The sequence below is a fragment of the Kitasatospora sp. NPDC034035 genome (assembly GCF_055575755.1).
Genome location: NZ_JBVISA010000004.1, coordinates 48807 through 70570 on the forward strand (window position 1 = coordinate 48807; position 21764 = coordinate 70570).

The following is a 21764-nucleotide window of genomic DNA, read 5'->3' on the forward strand; positions in this document are numbered from 1 at the left end:
AGCGCGGCTCCGGCGCCCGCGACTCCTTCGGCGCGCCCACGCCCCCATCAGTGCGCCCCCGAGCGCCGGAGCGGCGCCCGGCTGCGGGCGTGCGCCTGATCACCGGCTAAACCACCGGGGCGGCCGAATCCGCCAACTCGCCAGCGCGGCCGGTGGAGTTCACGACATGCTGGGGTATGAAACCAGCGCCGTCGCGGCACCGTCGGGCACGGGGGGAACGGGTGATGGAGCAGGAACAGCAACGGCCGTACTTCTTCTTCAGCTACGCGCGTCGTGACTTCGAGGCCGAGGACGCCTTCGTCAACCAGTTCTTCAACGACCTGCGCGACGAACTCGGCCGGCTCGTCGGGACGGGTGTACGCGTCGAGGAACTCGCCTACCGCGACACCGAGCAGCTGCGGCTCGGCGACGACTGGGCCGAGAAGCTGGCGACGATGCTGGGCCGCAGCCGGACCATGATCGCGCTCTACTCCCCGGCCTACTTCACCAGCCTGTACTGCGGCAAGGAGTGGACCGCCTTCCGCGGCCGGGTCCGGCGCCACCACGAGGACAGCGGGGAACTCATCCCGGCCCTGATCCCGGTGCTCTGGGAGCCCGTCGTGCCCGGCGAGCTGGCCGACGAGGTGACCAAGATCCAGTGGGCCCAGCCGGACATGGGCGAGGCCTACGCCCGGTACGGCCTGCGGGCCCTGCTGCGCACCGCGCAGAGCGAGGCGTACGAACAGGTCGTCCGGGTGGTCGCCGAGCGGGTCCGGGAGGCGGCCGCGCGCCGGCTCGGCGAGCTGCCCGAGTTCGACCTCGGCACGGTGCGCGGCTACTTCCCGCCCCCGGCGGCGCCGGAGGTGGTCTCCGCCCCCGGCATGGTGCGGCTGTTCATCGCGGCCGGGCGCGCCTCGGAGGCCGCCGCCGAGGGCGGCTCGCGCGCGGGCGGCTGGTACGGCGCCAAGCCGTGGCACTGGGCGCCCTACCATCCGCCCACCAACCCGTCGCTGGTGGCGCGCGCCCAGCAGGTGATCACCGCCGCCGGGCACACCACCACGCTGGAGGAGGTCGACGGCGGCCTCGGCGGGAAGCTCGACCAGGCCCGCGAGGACAGCCAGGTCAGCATCCTGCTGGTGGACCCGTGGGTGGCCGGCGGCGAGCGCTACCGCTCCGCGCTGCGCGAGTACGACGACCAGAACCACCCCGTCACCGGCGTGATGGTGCCCACCGGCAGCGCCGACCCGGCCGACGGGCCGGAGCGCGACACCCTGTGGGCGGGCGTACGCGACGTGTTCCGGCGCAACTGGCTGCGCCGGAGCGACATGGAGCACTTGTTCCGGGTCAAAGTGAGCCGGGAGAGCTTCGACAACGACCTCACCATCATGGTGACGGTCGCTCAGAACAAGCTCATGGACGACAACCTGGATTGGGGGGACGATGGCAGCGACGCCTTCGGCTTCGGCCCCGGCGGCGGCCCGGCCATGCCAGGGCTGTCCATCCCGGCCGGCCCGCCCGGACCCCGCCAGGGCCCGCCCGCGCGCCTCGATCCGAGCCCGGGCCGCACGGACCTCCCGCACCAGAGTCGTGGCAAGGACAACGCTGTCCCGTTGAGGGGAGACCAGGACGATGACCACTGAGCCCGGCGCAGAGTCGGAGCGCGGCGGACCGGGTTCGGTCGTCACGTTCTACTCCTTCAAGGGCGGCACCGGCCGGACCATGGCCCTGGCCAACGTCGGCTGGATCCTCGCCAGCCGGGGCCTGCGCGTCCTGGTCGTCGACTGGGACCTGGAGGCCCCCGGCCTCCACCGGTACTACCACCCGCTCCTGGTCGACCCCGAACTGCACTCCACCGACGGCCTGATCGACCTGCTGCGCTCCTACGTCAAACAGGCGCTGCCCTCCGCCACCGGCCCGGTCGGCCTCTCCCCGGCCGCCTGGCTGGACGAACCCGGGCGCCTCGACGGCTACCTCTGCGGCCTCGCCCTCGACCTGCCGCCCGGCGGCCGGCTCGACTTCCTGCCCGCCGGCCGCCAGAACGCCGCCTACGCCGCCGCCGTCACCAGCTTCAACTGGCGCAGCTTCTACCACGGCCGGGACATCCGCGGCGGCGAGTTCCTGCGCGAACTGCGCGAACGCTGGGCCCGCGGGTACGACTACGTGCTCATCGACAGCCGTACCGGCGTCAGCGACACCTCCGGCATCTGCACCGTCCTGATGCCCGACACCGTCGTGGACTGCTTCACCTTCAGCGCCCAGAACATCCGCGGCGGCGTCGACGCCGCCCGGGCCATCGCCGAGGCCGAGGAACGGGCGATCCGGGTGCTCCCGGTCCCGATGCGGGTCGAGGACGCCGAGCAGGAGCGCCTGGAGGCCGGCCGCGACTACGCCCGCGAGGCCTTCGCGCCCTACCTCGGCCGCTGGCTGCCCGGCGACCGGCGGGCCGCCTACTGGGCCGACGTCGAGGTGCCGTACAAGCCGTTCTACGCCTACGAGGAGGTCCCCGCCACCGTCGCCGACCGGCCGCAGGAGGCCCGCAGCCTGCTCAACGCCTTCGAGCGGCTGGCCGGTTGGATCACCGACGGCCGGGTCCGCACCCTGCGCCCGCTCACCTCCGAGACCCGCCGCCGGCTCTACGGCGCCTACCTGCGCTCCGCCCGCGCGGTGCCGCGCCAGGTCTTCGTCAGCTACGCGCCCGAGGACCGGATGTGGGCCGAGTGGGCCGCCGGCACCCTCACCCGCTTCGGCTACCAGACCTCCCTGCACAACGCCGCCGATCCGTACACCGGCCCCCGGCCGCCGGAGGTCGCCGGACCGCTCGAAGGCCAGGGTCGGCTGCTCGCCCTGCTCTCGCCCGAGTACACCGCCCTGCCCCGTGCCGCCGAGGTCTGGCAGCTCCTGCAGGGCCGGGAACTCGTCTCCGGCTCACCGGCGTTGGTCGCCCTGCGGCTGCAGGACTCGGACGAGCCGGTGCCCCGTCCGTTCTCCGGACAGGCCGCCCCCGACCTGGTCCGCTCCGCCGCGGCGGGCGCCGAGTCCCAGCTGTACGGCGAACTCGGCCCGCCACCCGGCAGCACCCGCCAACTCGACACCGACAGCGGCGAGATCATCGCACCCGCACGCTTCCCCGGCACCGCGCCGCAGGTCCAGGAAGCGCCCTCGCGCAACGCCGCCTTCATCGGCCGCGGCCGACTCCTCGAACTGCTCCGCAACCGCTTCACCGGCGGCCCCGCCGCCGTGCTCAGCCAGGTGCTCTACGGCTTCGGCGGCGCCGGCAAGTCCCAGATCGCCGCCGAGTACGCGCACCGCTTCAAGGCCGCGTACGACGTGGTCTGGTGGGTGCCCGCCGAGGAGCCCGCCAACATCCCGCAGAAGCTCGCCGAACTCGCCCCCCGGCTCGGCGTGCCCACCAGCGACGACGTCGCGCACACCGCCGCCGCCGTCCTCGACGCGCTGCGCCGCGGCCAGCCGTACCGCCGCTGGCTGCTCGTCTTCGACAACGCCGGCACCCCCGAGGAACTCGCCCCCTGGCAGCCGGCCGGCTCCTCCGGCGGGCACGTGCTGATCACCTCCCGCAACCAGGGCTGGGCCCGGCACGCCGGCCTGGTGGAGGTCGACGTCTTCCTCCGCGAGGAGAGCGTCCGGCTGCTGCGCCGCTTCAACAGCGGCCTCTCCCCGGAGGACGCCGACCAGGTCGCGCAACGCCTCGGCGACCTGCCGCTCGCCGTCGGCCAGGCCGCCGTCTGGCTCCAGGAGACGTCGATGCCGATCGCCACCTACCTCGAACTCCTCGACGAGGAGCTCACCGAGATGCTGGAGCGCACCCGGCTGCGCACCGCCGACTACCCGCACTCGGCCGCCGCGACCTGGCGCATCTCCGTCGAGGAACTCCGCCGGATGAACGCCCCGGCCGCTCAGATCCTGGAGATCTGCGCCTTCTTCGGCCCCGACGCCATCCCGATGCGACTGCTCTACAGCCGGGCCGTCACCCGCGCCCTGCGGCTGCCCCCGCGCGCGCCCCGCGACAAGCTCGCGATCGGCGAATTCCTGCGCGCCATCAACCGGTTCGGGCTCGCCCGCACCGACCAGGGCAGCGAGACCATCACCGTGCACCGGCTGGTCCAAGCCGTCCTCCGGGACCAGGTCGAGGAGGAGCGGCGGGCCGAACTGCGCGGCGTCGTCCACGCCGCACTCGCCACCGCCAACCCCGGCGACCCGGACGTCCCCGCCAACTGGTCCGAGTACGCCGAACTCCTGCCCCACCTCTGGCCGTCCGGGGCCGTCGACAGCGCCGACGAGGACGTCCGGCAGTGGATCATCGACTCGGTCCGCTACCAGTGGAAGCGCAGCCTGCACGAGTCCGGCCGCGAACTGGCCGAACGGACCCTGGAGCACTGGCGCCAGGACGGCTACGGCGGCCCCGGCTTCGACGCCGACAACGACGCCCAGACGCTCATGCTGCGCACCCAGCTGAGCAACATCCGCCGCTCCCAGGGCGCCCTCCAGGAGGCCTACGAGATGGACCGGGACATCCTGGACCGCTTCACCGCGACCCTGGGCCCCGAGCACTCGCACACCCTCGCCGTCGCCAACAGCCTCGGCGCCGACCTGCGCTTCCTCGGCCGCTACGACGAGGCCCGGGCGCTCGACCGCCGGACCCTGGACGCCGCCCGGCGCACCCTCGGCCCCGACCACCCGCGCACCCTGATGATCACCAACAACCTCGCCGTCTCCGACTACCTGGCCGGCGACCGCCGGGCCGCCCTGGAACGGCACCGCAGCAACTACCTCCAGCAGCGCGACGCGCTCGGCGCGCACAGCCTCTACGCGCTGTCCTCCGCCTCCAACTACGCCCGCGACCTGCGCGAGACCGGGCGGCTGCGGGAGGCCCTGGACCTGCTGGAGGAGACCGTCCGGATCTACCAGCAGACCATCGGCGACGGCCACACCGACACCCTGCGCGCCCGCAAGAACCTCGCCGTGGCACTGCGCCGGGCCGGCCGCTACCACGAAGCCCTGGAGATAGACGAGGACATCTACCAGCGCTACCTGGACATCAACGGCGCCGAGCACCCCGACACCCTGGCCGCCGCCACCAACCTCGCCAGCGACCTGAGCGCCCTCGGCGACACCACCCGGGCCATCCCGCTGGCCGAACGGGCGCTCGCGCGGTACCGCGACTACCTGGGCGAGAACCACCCGGTGACGCTGGCCGGCGCCAACAACCTGTCGGTCTACCTGCGGCTGGCGGGACGCACCCAGGAGGCCCTGGAGCTGTCCGGGCGCACCCTGACGCAGTTCCGGGCCGTCCTCGGCGCCCACCACCTCTACATCCCGATCGCGATGATGAACCACGCGAACGACCTGGCGCTGTCCGGCCGGACCCAGGCCGCGCTCGACCTGGAGCTGGAGGCCGCGCCGCTGATGTCCGAAGCCCTCGGCCCGGACCACTACGACTCCATCGGCATCAAGTCCAACCTCTCGCTGTCGCTGGCCGCCTCCGGACAGGCCGAACGCGCCGCCGAGCTGCGGGCGGACTGCATCCGGCGGGCGCAGGTGACACTGGGAGAGGAGCACCCCACGACGGTGGCGGTGCGGGCGGGAGCGCGACTGGACTCGGACGTGGAGCCGCCGCACGTGTGACGGCACGTCAGGAGACGGCGGCTCGGGAGGCTTGTCGGGCGGCGCTAGGCTCACGGGCATGGTGCCGTTCCGGCAGTTCCTGCTGAAGATCCACAGTCGGTGCAACCTGGCCTGCGACTACTGCTACGTGTACGAGAGCGCGGACCAGAGCTGGCGCCGGCGGCCCCGGCGGATGGAACTCGCGACGGTCCGCCGCACCGCCCGGCGGATCGCCGAACACGCCGCCGAACACGGGCTGGACGAGATCTCCGTGGTGCTCCACGGCGGCGAGCCGCTGCTCGTCGGAACAGGCCATCTGGACGCACTGCTCGGCGAGTTGAGCGGCGCGGTGGCGGGCGGGCCGCGGGTGCGGTTCAGCCTGCAGACCAACGGGCTGCGGCTGCTGGAGGAGCCCTCACTCCTCGACGTCCTGCACCGGCACCGGGTCGCGGTCGGGGTGTCCCTCGACGGCACCCGGGCCGACCACGACCGGCACCGCCGGCTGCCCTCCGGCGCGGGCAGCTGGGCACGGACCGCCGAGGCGGTGCGGCTGCTCGGCACGGACCGGCACCGGGAACTGTTCGCCGGCCTGCTGTGCGTCGTCGACCTGGCGGCCGACCCGGTGGACACCTACGAAGCGCTCCTGGAGTTCGCGCCGCCCCGACTCGACCTGCTGCTGCCCCACGGGACCTGGCACACCCCACCACCCGGGCTGCGCGCACGGCCCGTGCCCGGCGCGCCACCGTCCGGCGCGGACCCGGCGCCGTACGGGGAGTGGCTGATCGCCGCCTTCGACCGCTGGTACGGCGCGCCGCGGCGGGAGACCGGAGTGCGGCTGTTCGAGGAGCTGGCCGTCCTGCTGCTCGGCGGCCGGGCCGCCAGCGAAGCGGTCGGCCTGACCCCGGTCGACCTGGTGGTGATCGAGGCGGACGGCACCATCGAGCAGGCGGACAGCCTCAAGGCGGCGTACGACGGCGCCCCGGGGACCGGCCTGGACGTGTGGCGGCACGGCTTCGCGGAGGCGGCCGCGCACCCCGCCTTCCGGGCCCGCCAGCGCGGCCTCGCCGGGCTCGGACCGGTCTGCGCCGGGTGTCCGCTGGCCCGGGTCTGCGGCGGCGGGCTGTACGCGCACCGGTGGGCGGGGGACGGTGCGGGCGGGGGCTTCGGGCACCCGTCGGTGTACTGCGCGGACCTGGACCGGCTGGTCCGGCACATGGGGGGGCGACTGCGGGAGGGGCTCCGGGGGTGGGGCTCCCGGGAGGGTGGGTGCGGAGCGGCTCCGGGGGTGGCCGCTCCGGGGGCTGGATGATTTTCCGACTGCCGACTCTGTGGGTGGGGTGCTGATCGCCGTAGGCAGTCTGAAAATCACCCGCAACGCCCCTCTCCGGGCCACCCCCTGCGCCGCCCCTCCCGCAGCGCGTCCCTCTCGCTGGTGGAGGGGGGGAGGGGAGGGGGAGGGGGGCGTTGGTGTTGCTGGGGGTGGGGGGTGGTGGGGGTGCAGCTGGGGTGGGGGGGTGGGGGTGTGGGTGTTGCTGGGGGTGTGGGGTCGTCCGTTTGGGTCATGCGCGGTCGTTGGCCGGATTGTTCGGTACGCCGGGGGGAGACTGCGGGGCGGATGCGGGCGGTATGGAGGAGGAGCGGTGGCGGGTACGGGCGAGGCGGTGGCGGGTACGGGCGAGGCGGTGGCGGCCGGGGTTCCCGGCGCGCGTGGGGTGGACGGGCTGCCCCGGCATGGCGTGGATCGGGCGACGTTCCGGGCGATCGCTGGCGCGCGCGGCGGGCCGGAGGCCGTCCGGGTGCTGCGCGCCGGGCAGTTGAGCAAGCGCGCGCTGCTGCTGCTCGCGCTGCTCCGGGCGGCGCCGGAGCACGAGGGTTACCGCGAGGCGTACGGGCGGGTGCGGGTGCTGCGGCGCGAGGACCGGGCGCGGTGGGAGGAGGTGCTGCTGCGGCCGGAGTTGGACGCCTGGGCGGCTGACTGCCTGCGTGCTGTCGCGGGTGGCACGGACGGTCCGTCGGGAAGGGCTGGTGAGTTGGGCGGCCTGGGGGAGTTTCTCCGGGCGGATGGTGGCCGGGCGCTGGTGCTGGAGTGTGACGGGCTGCGCTGGGCGCCGTCCGTCGACCATGCCGGGCCGCGCCGGGTGGACTACGGGCGCCCTCCGGCCGGGCCGTTGTCGGAGGCCGAACTCGCCTGCTGGGAGGAGCGGTTGTCCGAGGCCTGGCGGATCCTGGTGCGCCGCCACCGGCGCCACGCCGAGGCGGTGGCGGCCTGCGTCGCCACGGTCGTCCCGCTGCGCCCGGCCCCCGGTGGGGAGGCGGTCAGTGCGGCGGCCCGGCGGGCGTACGGGGCGGTGGCGGCCTCGCTGCCGGACGATCCGGTGTTGCTGGCGCTGGCGTTGGTCCACGAGTTCCTGCATGTCCAACTCGGCGCGCTGCTGGACCTGGTGCCGCTGCACCGGCCCAACGGCCCGGCCGTCTACCACGCCCCCTGGCGGCCCGACCTGCGTCCGGCGGGCGCGCTGTTGCAGGGCACGTACGCGCACCTGGGCGTCGCGGACTTCTGGTGCGCGGAGGCGGCCGCCGGCGCGGGTGGGGCGGGTCGTGCGGAGCGGGAGTTCGTGCGCTGGCGGGCGCACACCCTGGCGGCCGCCGGAACCTTGCTGGAGTGTGGCGAACTGACGGCGCAGGGGAGGGAGTTCACGGAGGAGTTGGTTCGTTCCGTCCGCGAACTGGGTGGTGGGGGGCGGCGTGGTTGAGCCGTTCGGGGGAGGGCCGTCGCGCCCCGGCGGGTGTGGATGAGGGGAATCTACCGGGGGATTCGTACGCTGACCCGGGTGGCGGCCCCGGCGCTCGGCCCGGTGACACGCTTCGGCGCGCGCCACGGCGAAGTGCGCGACCGCTGAACGGGTGAATTCTCGGGGGTTCTGCGGGCCGTCGTGCGACGTCGGCCGCCCGGGGAGCCCAACTTGAGTCCGCAAGGTGCCGCGCGGAGTCTTCGCGGGCACTACATTTGGTCTCAATCGGGTGGGCTTACCCGCCCTCGGCAGGTCCTAACCGCGCCTAAGGAAACGAATATGACACCGGTAACCAGCACCAAGCCGGCCGGCAAGCTCACTGACACTCAGGAGACGCCGGAACGCCCGTCCCTCGCCGACCTCGCCGCCCTCGGAGCGGGGGAACTCGCCTCCCGCCTCCAGCGCGCGCTCCCCGGCGCGGATTCCGGCCTCGTGCCGGTAGCGGCCTTCAACTCCTCGATCTGACCCGGCCCGGACCACCGAGCCGCGCCCAGACCGAGCCGATCCGAACGGATCTCCGAACAGTTCCATGACGACGTCAATTCCGCTGCCCCTGACGCAGTTCGTGGTCAAGATGCACAGCAGGTGCGATCTCGCCTGCGACCACTGCTACGTCTACGAGCACGCGGATCGCAGCTGGAGCTCCCGCCCGAAGGTCCTCGCGGACGGGATCCTGGCCAAGGCCGCCGAACGCATCGGCGAGCACGCGGCCGCCCACCGGCTGCCCGCCGTCCGGGTCGTCCTGCACGGGGGAGAACCCCTGCTCGCCGGCCCGGACCGCTTGCGCCGCGCCGCCGAGGCGTTCCGCGCGGCGCTCCCGCCCGGCTGTGCGCTCGACCTGCGCATCCACACCAACGGCGTGCTGCTGAGTCGCGCCTTCTGCACGCTGTTCGCGGAGCTGGACCTCAAGGTCGGCATCTCGCTGGACGGCGACAGGGCCGCCAACGACCGCCACCGGCGCTTCGCCGACGGCCGCACCAGCCATCCGCAGGTGCTGCGGGCCGTCGCACTGCTGAACGAACCCGAGTACCGGCACCTCTTCGCCGGGCTGCTCTGCACGATGGACGTCGAGAACGACCCGGTGGCCGTGTACCGGGCGCTGGCCGAACTCCGCCCGCCCGCCGTGGACTTCCTACTCCCCCATGCCACCTGGGTCGAGCCGCCCAAACGCCCCGAAGCCCTGGGCGCCACCCCGTACGCCGACTGGCTGCTGACCGTCCACCGGCTGTGGGAAGCGGACGGCCGCCCGTTCGCCGTACGGACCTTCGAATCCGTGCACCGGACCCTGCGCGGACTCTCCAGCCTCACCGAGTCGCTCGGGCTGGAGCCCTCGGACCTGGCGGTCCTTGAGACCGACGGCACCTTCGAGCAGGCCGACAGCCTGAAGACCGCGTACGACGGTGCGCCCGCCACCGGGATGAACGTTTTCGCGCACAGCCTCGACGACCTCGCCCGCCACCCCGGCATCGCCGCCCGCCAGTCCGGCCTGGCCGGACTGAGCGAGGCCTGCCGCGCCTGCTCCGTGGTCCGCTCCTGCGGTGGCGGGCTGTACGCCCACCGCTTCCGGAGCGACGATGGGGGAGACAGCTTCGACCATCCCTCCGTCTACTGCGGTGATCTCATGGCGCTCATCAACGGTCTCGCGGGGAGCGGCCCTTCGGCTGCCGTGCCGGTACGGGCGGGTGAACCGCCATTGCCCGCGGCCGAGTTGTTGCCACCCGGTGCCGAGCCGTTGCTGCCGGGCGCGCTCACGTCGTCGCAACTCGACGAACTCGCGCGCGGGTACGGCGGCGCGGACACCGTCGCCGCACTCGGCCGCTCCCAACTCGCTCTCACCCGGGCGATGCTGGCCGCCGCCTGGGACGCCTCCGGACAGGGGCGGCCCGAGGCGTGGGCCCTGCTGTCCGCACTGGACGTCGAAGCCCCCGCCGCTGTCGACGCCGTCCTCACCCACCCGTACGCCCGCGCGTGGGCGGCCCGGCGGCTCGCCGGCGACCTCCCGGTCGGGCTCGGCCCGCTGGCCGCGCTGGCCGCAGCCGCGGCGGTGCGGGCCGGGCGGGGGGACGCGGTGCCGGTGCCCGTGCGAGGCGGGTGGCTGCACCTGCCGACGCTCGGGCGGATCGCCGTACCGGACGGGGAGGTGGTGGTCACCGGTCGGCCGGACGGCTTCGAGGTACGGGCCTGCGACGGCTCGGTGCGCACGGGGCTGGACGAGCCGCTGCGACGGATCCGGCTGGCCGGCGGGTGGACCCTCGCCCTGGAGGACACCGACCCGCTGCGCGACTGCCACGACCACCCGGTCGCGGACCGGCTGCCCGGCGGCGAACTGCTCGACTGGACCGGCGCGTTGCGCGAAGCCTGGGAACTGCTCGGGCGGGACCTGCCCGCGTACGCGGAAGGCATCCGGACCGGACTGGCGACGGTCACCCCGTTGCGGCCGGGCCCGGCAGGCCGGGACGTCAGCTCGGCGGCCCGGCAGGCGTACGGCGCCGTCGGCATCGCCCGGCCGGCCACCGCGCCCACCCTCGCGCTCCTGCTCGCGCACGAATTCCAACACGTCAAACTCGGCGCCGTACTGGACCTCACGGACCTGTACGACCGCGACGACACCACGCTGTACTTCGCGCCCTGGCGGCCCGACCCCCGGCCGCTCGAAGGGCTGCTCCAAGGCACGTACGCCCACCTGGCCGTCACCGAGTACTGGGGCACCCGCACCCTCGCGTACGACGGCCTGCCCGGCGAAGCCGCCGACCGGACGCGCGCACAATTCGCGCTCTGGCGGCAGTACACCGCCGAAGCCGTGGAACGGCTCGCCGAGTCCGGAGCCCTGACCGGGACCGGCTTGCGCTTCGCCGACGGCATGCGTGCCACCGTCACACCCTGGCTCGCCCTGTCGCTGCCCGCCGCCGCCGAGCACGCGGCCGACCGGGCACGACACGAACGGGCCGGGGTCTGATCTCCCACTCCGCCCGCCCCCGGACCTCCCTCGCCCGGGGCCCTCAACCCCGGGGAACCGTCATCCTCACCGAACCCCGTGTCGGCAGCGTCGCCGTCGCCGACCCTGTCCGCTCCCACGTCCGCCCACTGCGCCGCGCATTCGCCGACCTCGGGGTCCGCCCGGGCATGGTGCTGCACGTCCAGGCGTCCCTGCGCACCCTCGGCCCGGTGCCGGGCGGGGCCGCCGGCGTGATCGACGCCCTGCTGGACATCCTGGGCCCCGACGGCACCCTGGTCGCCTACACGGCCACCCCCGAGAACTCCGCCACCTCACGCATCCACCAGGCCGCGGTGGCCGGACGCTCCCCGGAGGAAGTCGCCGACTACCAGGCCCGGATGCCGCGCTTCGACCCGTCCACCACCCCGGCGTCGCCCACCATGGGCGCCCTGTCGGAGGCCATCCGCACCCACCCCGGCGCGCTCCGCAGCCGCCACCCGCAGACCTCCTGGGCGGCGCTCGGCCGCCACGCGCAGGAGATCACCGGCCGACACCCCGACGAATGCCACCTGGGCCTCGACTCCCCCCTGGGTCGGCTCTACGACCTGGACGCCCGGGTCCTGATGATCGGCGTCCCGATCGACCGCTTCACCGCCTTCCACCTCGCCGACCTGCGGCTGCCCGACGTCCCCGTCCGCGAGTACCGCTGCGTGGGGGAGGACGGCTGGACGGCCTTCAAGGCACCGGACTTGGACGACCTCCACTTCGGCGGGCTGGGCGCCGAGGTCCTGCGCCTCGCCCACGGCATCACCACCGCCCACATCGGCGGCGCCACCTGCCGCCTCGTCCCGGTCCGGGAGGCCGTCGACTTGGCGGAGCAGATCCTCCGTCGCACCCGCACCACCTGAACCCGCCCGGTCGCCCGTCGCCCCGAACCGCCGTGCGCAGGAAGTCGGCCAGGCCGACTTCCTGCGCGGACCGAAGCCATCGGCCGAGGTGACCGACCAGGCCGGACAGAAGTGAGGCGCCCGATGACTTCCCCACCCCCGGTAGTACCGAGCGCGCTCACCGGCCGCTATCGGGCAGTGCGGCCCCGCGTGGACAACGGTCCGGGCCACCCCCCGGCCGAGAACGTGGAGACCGCCGTCGAGTTCGCCTTCCGGGCGCCGTCGCTGTGGCGGCTCGACTTCGGCGGTCGTGTCGTCGTCCACGATGGCAACCACGCTCCGTGGGTGTCGCCGGGGCTTTCCTTTCCCGGTGCCGGCTGGCCGTGGAGCTTCGACCCCGACCCTGCCCGGCTCGTCCTCCCCGTCCCGTCCGATCTTCGGGTCGGCCGTCGGATCCGGACCAACGGGCGGGAGGCCGTCCAGGCGGAGACAGCCGGGCCCGGGGGCGCGCGGCTGCACCTGGTGATCGACAGCGACACCGGCATGGTCCTGCGGGCGAGTGCCCCGGGTACGGCCTACACCGAGGAACTCACCGACCTCGGATTCCCCGGGTCGTTGCCGGACGAGCCGTTCGTCCGACCCGAGTACGACGAGGACCAGCCTGGTCGGTGGGAACGCATCCGCGAGTACTGCCGCACCCGGCCGCTGCCTGTGCCCGCCTCCTGGCCCGGCCCGCTCGGTCGTCCGTCGCCGATCGACGGGGACCCTGGCACCGGCTTTCTCGTCCTGGATCTCGATGCCCGGCCGTCGCCGGGCGCCCCGACGGCGGCCCAGCTGGTTCGCCAACCTCTGGACGACCCGCCGTACCTGTCCGGTTGGGCCCTCGATCCCGGTCACCACCTCCAGCGCTGGCGTGACCCTCACTGGCAGTGGACCCTCGTCCTCTCCGACCATCCGCTGACCGCCGGGCAGTTGGGCCGCATTCGTGAGGAACTGGCGGGCGCCGGTTAGGCACTCCGCGCCCGGGCGGTCAGGCCACGGGCACCTCGTCCCGCTCGGGGAGCTGCGTGCGTGGTCCGAAGAGCTGCTTGTCGTGGCCGGCCACAGTCAGTGTGCACTGGCCGTCCTCGCAGGAGCGCTGGAGGCGGCCCCGCGAGACGGTCTGCACCAGTCCGATCGCCCAGCACATCGGGCAGCCGCGCAGGGCGAGCAGACCGACCGGCAGCAGAACCAGGCTGAGCGGCCCGACCAGCGGCAGGAGGACGACCGAGCCGACCAGCGAGCCGAACCCCACCACACCGCGCACGAGATGCTCGGACAGGGACGTGCTCGCGAAATCGGGGCCCTCAGGCTTCGTGCCGGTCATCGTTCCCTCCAGAGACTGTGACGGGGGTGGCCTGCAGCGCCCGTTGGAGCGCCGTACGGGACCGGTGCAGACGGGACTTCATTGCGGCCATACTCAGGCCCAGCGCATCGGCGGCCATCCGGCCGCTGTAGCCCTGGACGTCCCGCATGATCAGCACGCGGCGCTGGTCCGGGGGCAGGGCGGCGACCGCAGCCGCCACCCTGGCCGCTTCCAGGCGTTGCAGGACCTCGTCCTCGGCCGAGGCCACCGGGGTGTCCTGCGAAAGGGGCACGGTGCTGTCCCGCAACCGGGCCCGCGCGCGCCGGAGGCACTCGTTGCGCACGATGCGGAACATCCACGACGCCAGGGCGCCGGAGGCCCGCAGCATGCCGATCTTGCGGTACAGGATGATCAGGGCCTCCTGCGCCGCGTCCTCCGCGTCCTCCGGGGAGGCGCAGAGGGATCGGGCGAACCGCTGCACGTTCGGGTGCGAGCCCGACACCAACGCGGCGATCGAGTCGACGTCGCCGCCCTGCGCTGCGGTGACCAGTTGCTCACCCGGCCAGGACGAGTCAGCCACGCCCGGCTCGCTTGCGCTTCACGACGAGCATGCAGGTGCAGAGCAGCACCAGGACGACGGTGATACCGATTCCGATGACCACGACTACCTCCGGTTTCCGTGCCCGACGTTTGCCGGCACGTCCATAAGAGGCGCGGGCCACCGAAAAGGATTCAGCCGATCAGCACCGTGCCCCGGCGGTGGGCCGCCGGGGCACGGGGATGCGGGTCTGGCGTGGCGGATCAGGAGGCGAGCCGCCAGAGGTGGTCGTCGAAGCCGGAGATGTAGCCGCCGGTCCACGAGCTGTTGTAGCAGGGGTACACGGTCAGGGGAAGGTTGTCGGCCCGGTCGCTTCCGTCTCCGGCCACGCCGGAGACGTCGAGGCAGAGACCGTCCTTGTAGTTGACGATCTCGTAGTCCTGGTTGCCGGTCACGTCGACGAAGTACCACTCCTGGTTGTCGCCCGCCGGGTTGGAGGCGCAGTTGTAGGTGTACAGCCGCGTGCCCGCCGGGTCGGAGCCGTAGTCGGGGAGGTCGAGGCAGTAGCCGCTCTTGGTGTTGACGAACTGGTACAGGGAGAGTCCGTTGACGGTGCGGGTGGACTCCAGGCTCCACATCTGGTTGTCGGCGGCGCCGAGCGTGCAGCGGAACTGGGTGACGGGGGTGTTCAGCGGGTTCGAGCCGTAGTTGGGCAGATCGGCGCACTTGCCCGTGGTGTCGTTGTAGAGCGCGTAGGTGCCGACGTAGGTGGCCGCGTGCGCGCTGGAGGCGAAGGCGAGAGGGGCGAGCGCCGCGACGCCGGCGACGGCGAGGAGGCGGGCGAACCTGGACTTGAGCATGCGGATTCCCCGATCGTGGGAGGGAAGGGCTGGGATTGCCGTGCCGGTTTCCGTGCGTGCGTGCGTGCCGGGCGCGGATGGCGCCGTGGTCGGGCACGGGATTCAGCGAACCGGATGACGTGCACGCCGTCGAATGATTCGATTCCGTTCGAAGACGATCGCGCTGCGGGAGGTTTTCGTGATCCGGATCAACCTGGGCGCGCGCGGTCTGGGCATGGTCAGGTTCGCCCTGTCACCCTTGGACGCGACGAATGATCTGCTCTTCGCCCTCAGCAAGTCGCCGCACCTGCTGGACGCGACCTGGCGAACCCAAGCCGTGCAAGCACTGTCGGAGCATCGGCTGGGTCTGTTGGCCGTAGTCGCCGGCGGCGGCCCGCTCGGCTACGCCCCGGACTTCTTACGGCCCGAACCGGCCGGATTCCAGGTCTGTCCGGACAGCGCGCTGCACCAGGTGGCCACCACACCGGCGGAGCGGGTCCGCTACGAGATGACGGGGGCCGTCGGCGGCCACGCATGGGACCAGAGCGTGGCCCGCAGGCCGCCCCGGATGCTCCTAGAGGCCATGGACCGGGGCGAGGAGTACCTGGCCCAGCGGATGGCCGTGGAACTCGAGCAGTTCTGGCATGCCGTCCTCGCGCCGCACTGGCCCGGTATGCGCGCCCGGCTGGAAGGCGATGTCGCCACCCGGGCTTCCGCGATCGCCCGGCACGGGATCGCGGATGCCGTCAACAATCTCGCCCCCAATCTGCATTGGGACGGTGGCGCGCTGAACGTGGGCCTTTCCGCCACCAGTTCCCACCGACTGAGTCTCGACGCCGACGGCACGATCCTCGTACCCAGCCTCTTCGCTCGCAGGGCGATCTTCTGCGCGGCCGAACCCCCGGGTGCGCCGGCTCCCCGCACGCCCCTGATCGTTTATCCGGCCGTGCCCGGCGACTGTCTCCCGCCCACGAGCAGCGAAGAACTGATCGGTACGACGCGCTTGCGACTACTGGCCGAACTCATCCAGCCCCGCGCCACCGGAGAGCTCGCCGGCCTCCTGCACCTGAGCCCCGCGACCGTCTCCTACCACCTGCAGATCCTCCACCGCGCGGGGCTCGTGCAACGCACCCGCCGATCGCGGACCGTCCTGTACCAAAGGCTCGCGGCGAAGCCCGGCTACACCGGTGGCCTCGGATGACCTGATCCCCGTGCCCCGGCGGAGGGCCGCCGGGGCACAGGGGATGGGGTCAGGCGACGAAGTGGTCGAACTCGCCGGCCTTGGCACCACGGATCCAGGCATCGAGCTTGGTGCGGGTGGTGGTGACGACGGTGGTTGGGGCGTCGGACTCGCGGATGTGGACGAGGTCGCCGTCGGAGGCGATCTCTACGCAGTTGGCCTGGTCGCCGCTGAAGCTCGACTTCTGCCAATTGAGCTGGCTCATGGTCACCTTCCTTGGACCTTGTAACGGATGTGCTGGATCAAGCCCATCGAGTCACGATAGGTGGCGGATGGTGCCGGCGTGGAAGCGGATAGGGGAGGAAGCGCCAGGCCCCTGATCCGGTCGAACTTCTGGTCAAACGCTGCCACGGACTCAGGATCTCCTACGAAGGTAGAGCCATGCGGGTGTTCGAGCAGAACCGTGTGGAGCCGGCTGTGCTGTCCTCGGACAAGCATGAACGGGGTATCGGTCGACGCATAGGTAGTGCAGTCGAACGGAAAAATCTGGATCGTCACGTTGGGCAGCCGACTCATCTCGATCAGATGGGTCAGCTGGTCGCGCATGACGGTCGGACCCCCGTACATCATGTGCAGGGCTGCCTCGTGGATCACTGCACGGAGCGGACGGGCGTTCTCGCGTGTCAGTAGCGCCTGGCGCTGGAGGCGAAATTCGACCTTCCTCTCGCTGTATCCGAGGATGACCTCGCTGTATGCCTTGGTCTGCAGGAGGCCAGGGATCAGAAGAGTCTCGTAGCTATCCAGGCTCGTGGCGCTCGCTTCCACCTCGGCCAGATCGAGGGCTGGAACGGTCACGTCGTGCTTGTACTCGGTCCACCAACCTTTCCCCGGGCTCTCGCTCATGGCGACGAGGCCGGCGCGGTACTCGGGGTCCGTGATGTTGCAGAGGTCGAGCCAGGCATTCAATCGCTCAAGATTGAGGCCAAGCCTGCCCGCTTCGGTGTGGCTGATGTTCGGGCCCTTCACGCCCAAGGCCTCGCCGATCTCCAAGGCTGAGAGGCCTGCCGCGTCTCGAACACGGCGAAGCTCCTCGCCGAAACGCCGCTGTCGTTCGCTGATCCCAGTCCTGAACCCCATGGACATGCCCTTCCCGCGATCTATGCCTACGCAAAGTGTAGAGGCATGTGCGGAACGTGTTGCAGAGTTGAGGCGGATTCATCTACAGTCCAATAACGCATCGTCAGCAGTGCCTGTCTGCACGGCACTCCTCTGCACCGCTGGGAGATTCCCCATGTGTGACCCCATGCTCAACACCCCCTCCCTCACCGTCTCGCGCGAGGTGTTGCGCGACGCCATGGTGCGCGCCGGGTACTCGGACCCCTCCATCGGGGACGCCGAACTCGCGCTCATGGAACTGATCGTGAACGCCTGGCGGCACGGGCTGACCGACTCGCCCGTCGTCACGGTCGTGTACTCCGACAGGACCCTCCGCGTCACGGTCGCCGACCGGAGCTCCGAGCTGCCGCAGCGTCAGAAGCCGACCGAACTCGCCGAGTCCGGGCGTGGACTGCAGCTGGTCGAGGCATTCACCCACCGGTGGGGCGTCGAGCCGCAGAAGTTGGGCAAGCGGGTCTGGTTCGAGTTGGACGGCGTCGCGTGAACGCGCTCCACCCGATCCACCCGGCCGATCCGGCCCTGGGGCATCTCGCCGGTCGGGACATCACCGAACTGATCGTGGAACTCCGCACCGAGGGGCGCGAGTTCGGTTTGCTCTGGCCGTCCGCCAAGCCTGGGGAGACCATTCTGGACGGCCGGGTCCTCGTCTCCCTCGGCAATGTTCCGGCCAGCACCGTCATCAATCTCCTGGCGCTGCTGCGCGAGTTCAAGCGCCACCGGGGGTAAGGCGCTCAGGCCGCCGCGAGTTCGCGGACCGTCGTGGCGATGGTGGCGAAGTCCTTGCGCAGGATCTTGGAGTGGTTGCTCGGGACCTTCGCGCTGACCTTGATGTTCGGGTTGCGGGCGAGCACCGGGTCGAGGCCGGCGCGGATGCCCTCCATCACCTTCGCGTCCCCGCCCAGATTGCCGCCGGTGGCGAGGACGTACCGGGTCGGTACGGCGACGCGGTCGAAGACCGGGTCGAGGAGGGCGGGCGCGCAGAGTTCGTTGAGTTCGATGTTGATCTCGGCGTGCTGGGTGGCGCTCATCCGGGCGGCCAGGCCGATGCGGCGGCAGATCGGAAAGAGTGGGCTCAGGAGCCGGAACAGCTTGCGGATCCGGGCCCTCGTGGCGTCGTCCAGCCACTCGTGCGCCATCGCGCCGTCCACGGAGACCACCGCCGCCACGCGGTCGGGGTGCCGGGCGGCCCAGTGGATGGCGAGCATGGCGCCGTAGGACCAGCCGACCAGGATCGGCCGCTCGATTCCCCGCGCGGCGAGGACGGCGTCGAGGCTGCGGACGGACGATTCGAAGGAGTAGTCGGAGGAGGTCCCGGACTTGCCGCGGGCGCGTTCGTCGAAGGTGATGTGCCGGTAGCCGTCGCCGAGTTCGGCGATGACGTGCTTCCAGTGCGACTGGTCGGCGTAGGAGCCGTTGAGGTAGACGATCGCCTGGCCGGGGCCGCCGGTGTCGGTCACGGCGAGGGCGGTGTCGTCGACCGGGACCCTGCCGGTCCAGGAGGAGTGCTTGATGCTCATGGCGTCCCTTTCCGGGGTTCGGGGGCTCAGAGGCTGCGGGCGGTGATGTCGCCCTGGGAGGTGGTGGCGCGGATGTCGAGTCCGGTGGTGCCGTCGTTGCGCAGGGCGTTGCTGATGCGGCCGTAGGCAGTGGCGGCGTCCAGGGCGGCGGAGACTCCGGGAGCGGCGCCGACGGTGATGTTGCCGGACTGGGTGCTGAGCACGACGGTTCCGCGCACGGCCTGGGTGATGCGGATGTCGCCGCGGGCGGCGGTGATCTCGGCGGGGCCGTTGAGTCGGCCGATCTCGATGTCGCCGTCAGTGGCGGTGAGGCGGACGCTCTCGGCCTCGTCGATCTTGATCTGGCGGTAGGCGCCGTCGAAGGCGAGGTCCCCGAGGCGGCCGACGACGCGCAGCTCGCTGGCGGCGGCCTTGCCCTCGACGCGGGAGCCGGCCGGCAGCTGGACGGTGACCTCGACCGAGCCGGCGCCGAAGAGCCCGCCGGTTTCGGGGGCCTGGATCCGCAGGACGCCAGCGGCGTAGGAGGCGGTGGTCTGCTCGGCGGTCTGGACGTCGCGGTTCTTGGCCGGGTTGGCGGGCCGGATCTCGACGGTGGTGTCGGTGCGGTCGGTGGCGATGAGCTGGACGCGGCCGGCCGGGATGTCGAGGACGGCGGTGATCGCGGCGGGGGTGTCGAACTTCTGCATCGTGCTCTCCTTCGTGAGGCGGCGGGCGCTCCGTGCGCCCGCCGTTTCTGACGATGGAAAAGCTACGTTGCGTTCGATGATCAGGCAACGCACTCGTTGCGCAAAATATGCATCGCTGCAGGTAGTTGCCGGGAAATCATTGCAATAGGCCTGCAGCTAACGCAACGTCATGCGTCTTCTTCATTGCAATGGCGTGAGGATGAACGCTATACGGGCTCCAGTCGCAGCCGCCGGAACGGCCAGGGGGCCGGTTCGGCGGGGCCGAACCAGACGCGGACGTCCTCGCCGGTGCGGACGGGCAGGGCGGGGAAGCCGTTCTCGGCGTGTTCGGTGCGGTGCAACGCGTGGGCCGGGGCGAGGTGCCGGGCGGCGTAGGCGTCAAAGGCGGCCGCGTCGGCGGGGTGGCAGACGGTGGCGAGCACCTCGCGCGCGCCCGGACGCGGGGCGAAGCCGGGGCCGCGCAGCAGCAGGACGTCATCGCTGTCGACCATGGTGGCGTTGGCCGCCTCGCGGTGCTCCCGCCAGACCGGGCCGTAGTAGAAGGCCTCCAGCGCGCGGCGGCGCTCGGACATGGAGGGGAAGGCCCGCAGCCAGACGAAGCGGTCCGGGTCGTCCAGGTCGCGGAAGCGGCCGCCGACGGCGATGCCGACCGCCTCCTGTCCGGTCACGAACTCGCGTTCGAAGAGCTCGATCAGGGTCTCCCGGGCGCCGGGGCGCAGGGTGTACTGGCGCAGTTCGACGATGCTCATGCGTCGAGACCGTCGAGACCGTCGAGACCGTCGAGACCGCCGAGGTCGCCGAGGCCGCCCACGGCCGGTCCGGTACGGGTGAAGTCCATGGTCCAGTTGTGCTCCCAGGTGCGGCCGCCGTCGGCGGAGAACTCCTGCTCCCAGCGGGCGGCGTCCGGGCCGAGCCGGTGCCAGGTGAAGTGCACCCGGATCGGGCGGCCGGCGTAGGTGTCCTCGCCGTGGAAGTCGCCTCGGTCGCTGGTGAAGCCGCCGACCACCGGGGGATCCAGCTGTCCGGTCCGACTGTCGGACCAGTAGATCGACCACTGCTCCGTCTCGCGGTCGAAGAGCCGCAGGGTCACGCCCTGGCGGCCCAGGGTGGGGAAGGTGATCTCCTCGATGTTCCCCGCGCCCCCGAACAGCGGCCGGACCACCGTGTGACCGGGGAACTCCTCCCAGGTGCCGTTGTCCGCGTCGGCGAGCGGGGTGGTGAGGCGGCGGTTGGCCACGCTCCAGGAGCCGTGAAAGAAGTCGAAGTCGTCCATGCGCCGCAGGTTAGGGGCACTCCACTGACACCCACTGTCAGTGGAACCAGGGGATACTGGGCGGCATGCGCGCGAGTCGGCTGGTCACCCTGCTCCTGCTGCTCCAGAACCGGGGCCGGATGACGGCCGAGCAGCTGGCCGGGGAGCTGGAGGTCTCGGTCCGTACGGTCTACCGGGACGTCCAGGCGCTCGCCGCCGCCGGCATCCCGCTGTACGGCGACGCCGGACACGCCGGCGGCTACCGGCTGGTCGACGGCTACCGCACCCGCCTCACCGGGCTGACCGCCGACGAGGCGCAGGCCGCCTTCCTCGCCGCGCTCCCGGGCACGGCCGCCGAACTCGGACTCGGCGAGGCGCTCGCCGCCGCCCAGCTCAAGCTGAGGGCCGCTCTTCCGGCCGAGCTGCGCGAGCAGGCCGGGCGGATCCAGGAGCGCTTCCTGCTCGACGCCCCGGGCTGGTACGGCGACGCGGACGACACCCCACACCTGGCCGCCGTCGCCGCAGCGGTGTGGGCGCGGCGGGCGGTGGTCCTGCGGTACCGGCGCTGGCGGGCGCCGGAGGAGGTCGAGCGGCGGGTGGAGCCGTACGGGCTGGTGCTCAAGGCCGGGCGCTGGTACCTGGTCGCCGGCGGGCCGTCCGGGATGCGGACCTACCGCGTCGACCAGATCATCGAACTCGCCATGACCGAGCAGGAGTTCGAAGCCCAGGGCGACTTCGACCTCGCCTCGCACTGGGCGGCCTACCTCGCCGACTTCCGGGCCCGGCTGCACACCGGCGAGGCGCTGGTCCGGCTCACCCCGGAGGGCGCCCGCCGCCTCGGCGTGACACCCACGGACGACGGTTGGACGGAGGCCCGGGTGCCCATCGAGTCGGTCGACCACGCGCACGGCGAGTTCCTGCGGCTCGGCGCCGACGTCGAGGTACTGGAACCGGCCGAACTTCGCGACCGCGTCGCCGCGACGGTACGGGCACTGGCCGCCCGCTATCCGGGGTGA

General features: G+C 72.2%; 21 protein-coding genes. 12 read left to right on the forward strand and 9 right to left on the reverse strand.

Annotated features, from left to right (window positions below; genetic code table 11):
• Positions 1-224 precede the first annotated feature (224 nt).
• The 8 genes from ACZ52J_RS07020 (at position 225) to ACZ52J_RS07055 (ending at position 13226) form a co-directional block, all read left to right on the forward strand.
• The gene (locus ACZ52J_RS07020) at positions 225-1619 is read left to right on the forward strand and encodes a TIR-like protein FxsC (RefSeq protein ID WP_465616450.1); all 1395 of its coding nucleotides are present in this window, start codon (positions 225-227) and stop codon (positions 1617-1619) included.
• Positions 1609-5622, forward strand: coding sequence for an FxSxx-COOH system tetratricopeptide repeat protein (gene fxsT / locus ACZ52J_RS07025; RefSeq protein WP_360494652.1), 4014 nt, complete (start codon positions 1609-1611; stop codon positions 5620-5622). The genes ACZ52J_RS07020 and fxsT overlap by 11 nt, the downstream gene beginning before the upstream one ends.
• Before the next feature lie 58 nt (positions 5623-5680).
• The gene (locus ACZ52J_RS07030) at positions 5681-6910 is read left to right on the forward strand and encodes an FxsB family cyclophane-forming radical SAM/SPASM peptide maturase (protein ID WP_465616452.1); all 1230 of its coding nucleotides are present in this window, start codon (positions 5681-5683) and stop codon (positions 6908-6910) included.
• Positions 6911-7241: 331 nt separating this feature from the next.
• Positions 7242-8354 (forward strand): aKG-HExxH-type peptide beta-hydroxylase, encoded by a 1113-nt coding sequence (locus tag ACZ52J_RS07035; protein WP_465616454.1) that lies wholly within the window; start codon positions 7242-7244, stop codon positions 8352-8354.
• Between the two features lie 318 nt (positions 8355-8672).
• Positions 8673-8858 carry a hypothetical protein gene (locus ACZ52J_RS07040; RefSeq protein WP_465616456.1) on the forward strand — a complete coding sequence of 62 codons (186 nt, stop codon included), beginning with the start codon at positions 8673-8675 and terminating at the stop codon, positions 8856-8858.
• A 64-nt stretch (positions 8859-8922) separates the two neighbouring features.
• Complete coding sequence (locus ACZ52J_RS07045; protein ID WP_465616458.1) at positions 8923-11349, forward strand: FxsB family cyclophane-forming radical SAM/SPASM peptide maturase; 2427 nt, start codon at positions 8923-8925, stop codon at positions 11347-11349.
• A 167-nt stretch (positions 11350-11516) separates the two neighbouring features.
• On the forward strand, positions 11517-12236 hold the full coding sequence (locus ACZ52J_RS07050) for an AAC(3) family N-acetyltransferase (protein ID WP_465616460.1): 720 nt from the start codon (positions 11517-11519) through the stop codon (positions 12234-12236).
• A gap of 123 nt (positions 12237-12359) precedes the next feature.
• Positions 12360-13226: a hypothetical protein gene (locus ACZ52J_RS07055; protein WP_465616462.1), complete on the forward strand. Its 867-nt coding sequence runs from the start codon at positions 12360-12362 to the stop codon at positions 13224-13226.
• 19 nt (positions 13227-13245) lie between these two features.
• On the opposite strand, the gene ACZ52J_RS07060 is transcribed toward ACZ52J_RS07055, so the two are convergent.
• From ACZ52J_RS07060 to ACZ52J_RS07070, 3 genes are all read right to left on the reverse strand, one after another.
• The gene (locus ACZ52J_RS07060; RefSeq protein WP_465616464.1) at positions 13246-13581 is read right to left on the reverse strand and encodes a hypothetical protein; all 336 of its coding nucleotides are present in this window, start codon (positions 13579-13581) and stop codon (positions 13246-13248) included.
• Positions 13562-14140 carry an RNA polymerase sigma factor gene (locus ACZ52J_RS07065; RefSeq protein WP_465616466.1) on the reverse strand — a complete coding sequence of 193 codons (579 nt, stop codon included), beginning with the start codon at positions 14138-14140 and terminating at the stop codon, positions 13562-13564. The genes ACZ52J_RS07060 and ACZ52J_RS07065 overlap by 20 nt, the downstream gene beginning before the upstream one ends.
• A gap of 221 nt (positions 14141-14361) precedes the next feature.
• Complete coding sequence (locus tag ACZ52J_RS07070) at positions 14362-14958, reverse strand: RICIN domain-containing protein (RefSeq protein ID WP_465616468.1); 597 nt, start codon at positions 14956-14958, stop codon at positions 14362-14364.
• A 178-nt stretch (positions 14959-15136) separates the two neighbouring features.
• On the opposite strand from ACZ52J_RS07070, the gene ACZ52J_RS07075 reads away from it, so the two are divergent.
• Positions 15137-16138, forward strand: a complete 1002-nt coding sequence (locus ACZ52J_RS07075; RefSeq protein ID WP_465616470.1) for an ArsR/SmtB family transcription factor — start codon at positions 15137-15139, stop codon at positions 16136-16138.
• A gap of 49 nt (positions 16139-16187) precedes the next feature.
• Here ACZ52J_RS07075 and ACZ52J_RS07080 read toward each other — a convergent pair whose 3' ends face one another.
• On the reverse strand, positions 16188-16382 hold the full coding sequence (locus tag ACZ52J_RS07080) for a DUF397 domain-containing protein (protein ID WP_465616472.1): 195 nt from the start codon (positions 16380-16382) through the stop codon (positions 16188-16190).
• A 2-nt stretch (positions 16383-16384) separates the two neighbouring features.
• Positions 16385-17260: a helix-turn-helix domain-containing protein gene (locus ACZ52J_RS07085; protein WP_465616474.1), complete on the reverse strand. Its 876-nt coding sequence runs from the start codon at positions 17258-17260 to the stop codon at positions 16385-16387.
• 148 nt (positions 17261-17408) lie between these two features.
• On the opposite strand from ACZ52J_RS07085, the gene ACZ52J_RS07090 reads away from it, so the two are divergent.
• Complete coding sequence (locus ACZ52J_RS07090) at positions 17409-17777, forward strand: ATP-binding protein (protein WP_465616476.1); 369 nt, start codon at positions 17409-17411, stop codon at positions 17775-17777.
• Positions 17774-18019, forward strand: coding sequence for a hypothetical protein (locus tag ACZ52J_RS07095; RefSeq protein WP_465616478.1), 246 nt, complete (start codon positions 17774-17776; stop codon positions 18017-18019). Before ACZ52J_RS07090 ends, ACZ52J_RS07095 begins: the two co-directional genes overlap by 4 nt.
• Positions 18020-18024: 5 nt before the next feature.
• Here the strand turns inward: ACZ52J_RS07095 and ACZ52J_RS07100 are convergent, their stop codons facing one another.
• From ACZ52J_RS07100 to ACZ52J_RS07115, 4 genes are all read right to left on the reverse strand, one after another.
• Positions 18025-18810: an alpha/beta fold hydrolase gene (locus tag ACZ52J_RS07100; protein WP_465616480.1), complete on the reverse strand. Its 786-nt coding sequence runs from the start codon at positions 18808-18810 to the stop codon at positions 18025-18027.
• A gap of 26 nt (positions 18811-18836) precedes the next feature.
• Positions 18837-19496, reverse strand: coding sequence for a DUF4097 family beta strand repeat-containing protein (locus ACZ52J_RS07105; RefSeq protein ID WP_465616482.1), 660 nt, complete (start codon positions 19494-19496; stop codon positions 18837-18839).
• 206 nt (positions 19497-19702) lie between these two features.
• Positions 19703-20245, reverse strand: a complete 543-nt coding sequence (locus ACZ52J_RS07110; RefSeq protein ID WP_465616484.1) for an NIPSNAP family protein — start codon at positions 20243-20245, stop codon at positions 19703-19705.
• A complete protein-coding gene (locus ACZ52J_RS07115) occupies positions 20242-20769 on the reverse strand; it encodes a hypothetical protein (protein WP_465616486.1) in 528 nt (175 codons plus the stop codon). Before ACZ52J_RS07115 ends, ACZ52J_RS07110 begins: the two co-directional genes overlap by 4 nt.
• Positions 20770-20834: 65 nt before the next feature.
• Here ACZ52J_RS07115 and ACZ52J_RS07120 point away from each other — a divergent pair, with 65 nt between their 5' ends.
• Entirely contained in the window at positions 20835-21764 is a 930-nt protein-coding gene (locus ACZ52J_RS07120) for a helix-turn-helix transcriptional regulator (RefSeq protein ID WP_465616488.1), read from the forward strand.

Coding starts and splice junctions, on each gene's coding strand:
- ACZ52J_RS07030 (WP_465616452.1), top strand. CDS start 5,681: ATGGTGCCGTTCCGGCAGTTCCTGCTGAAGATCCACAGTCGGTGCAAC.
- ACZ52J_RS07040 (WP_465616456.1), top strand. CDS start 8,673: ATGACACCGGTAACCAGCACCAAGCCGGCCGGCAAGCTCACTGACACT.
- ACZ52J_RS07085 (WP_465616474.1), bottom strand. CDS start 17,260: ATGTCCATGGGGTTCAGGACTGGGATCAGCGAACGACAGCGGCGTTTC.
- fxsT (WP_360494652.1), top strand. CDS start 1,609: ATGACCACTGAGCCCGGCGCAGAGTCGGAGCGCGGCGGACCGGGTTCG.
- ACZ52J_RS07100 (WP_465616480.1), bottom strand. CDS start 18,810: ATGAGCATCAAGCACTCCTCCTGGACCGGCAGGGTCCCGGTCGACGAC.
- ACZ52J_RS07055 (WP_465616462.1), top strand. CDS start 12,360: ATGACTTCCCCACCCCCGGTAGTACCGAGCGCGCTCACCGGCCGCTAT.
- ACZ52J_RS07070 (WP_465616468.1), bottom strand. CDS start 14,958: ATGCTCAAGTCCAGGTTCGCCCGCCTCCTCGCCGTCGCCGGCGTCGCG.
- ACZ52J_RS07105 (WP_465616482.1), bottom strand. CDS start 19,496: ATGCAGAAGTTCGACACCCCCGCCGCGATCACCGCCGTCCTCGACATC.
- ACZ52J_RS07080 (WP_465616472.1), bottom strand. CDS start 16,382: ATGAGCCAGCTCAATTGGCAGAAGTCGAGCTTCAGCGGCGACCAGGCC.
- ACZ52J_RS07110 (WP_465616484.1), bottom strand. CDS start 20,245: ATGAGCATCGTCGAACTGCGCCAGTACACCCTGCGCCCCGGCGCCCGG.
- ACZ52J_RS07050 (WP_465616460.1), top strand. CDS start 11,517: ATGGTGCTGCACGTCCAGGCGTCCCTGCGCACCCTCGGCCCGGTGCCG.
- ACZ52J_RS07020 (WP_465616450.1), top strand. CDS start 225: ATGGAGCAGGAACAGCAACGGCCGTACTTCTTCTTCAGCTACGCGCGT.
- ACZ52J_RS07090 (WP_465616476.1), top strand. CDS start 17,409: ATGTGTGACCCCATGCTCAACACCCCCTCCCTCACCGTCTCGCGCGAG.
- ACZ52J_RS07045 (WP_465616458.1), top strand. CDS start 8,923: ATGACGACGTCAATTCCGCTGCCCCTGACGCAGTTCGTGGTCAAGATG.
- ACZ52J_RS07115 (WP_465616486.1), bottom strand. CDS start 20,769: ATGGACGACTTCGACTTCTTTCACGGCTCCTGGAGCGTGGCCAACCGC.
- ACZ52J_RS07120 (WP_465616488.1), top strand. CDS start 20,835: ATGCGCGCGAGTCGGCTGGTCACCCTGCTCCTGCTGCTCCAGAACCGG.
- ACZ52J_RS07060 (WP_465616464.1), bottom strand. CDS start 13,581: ATGACCGGCACGAAGCCTGAGGGCCCCGATTTCGCGAGCACGTCCCTG.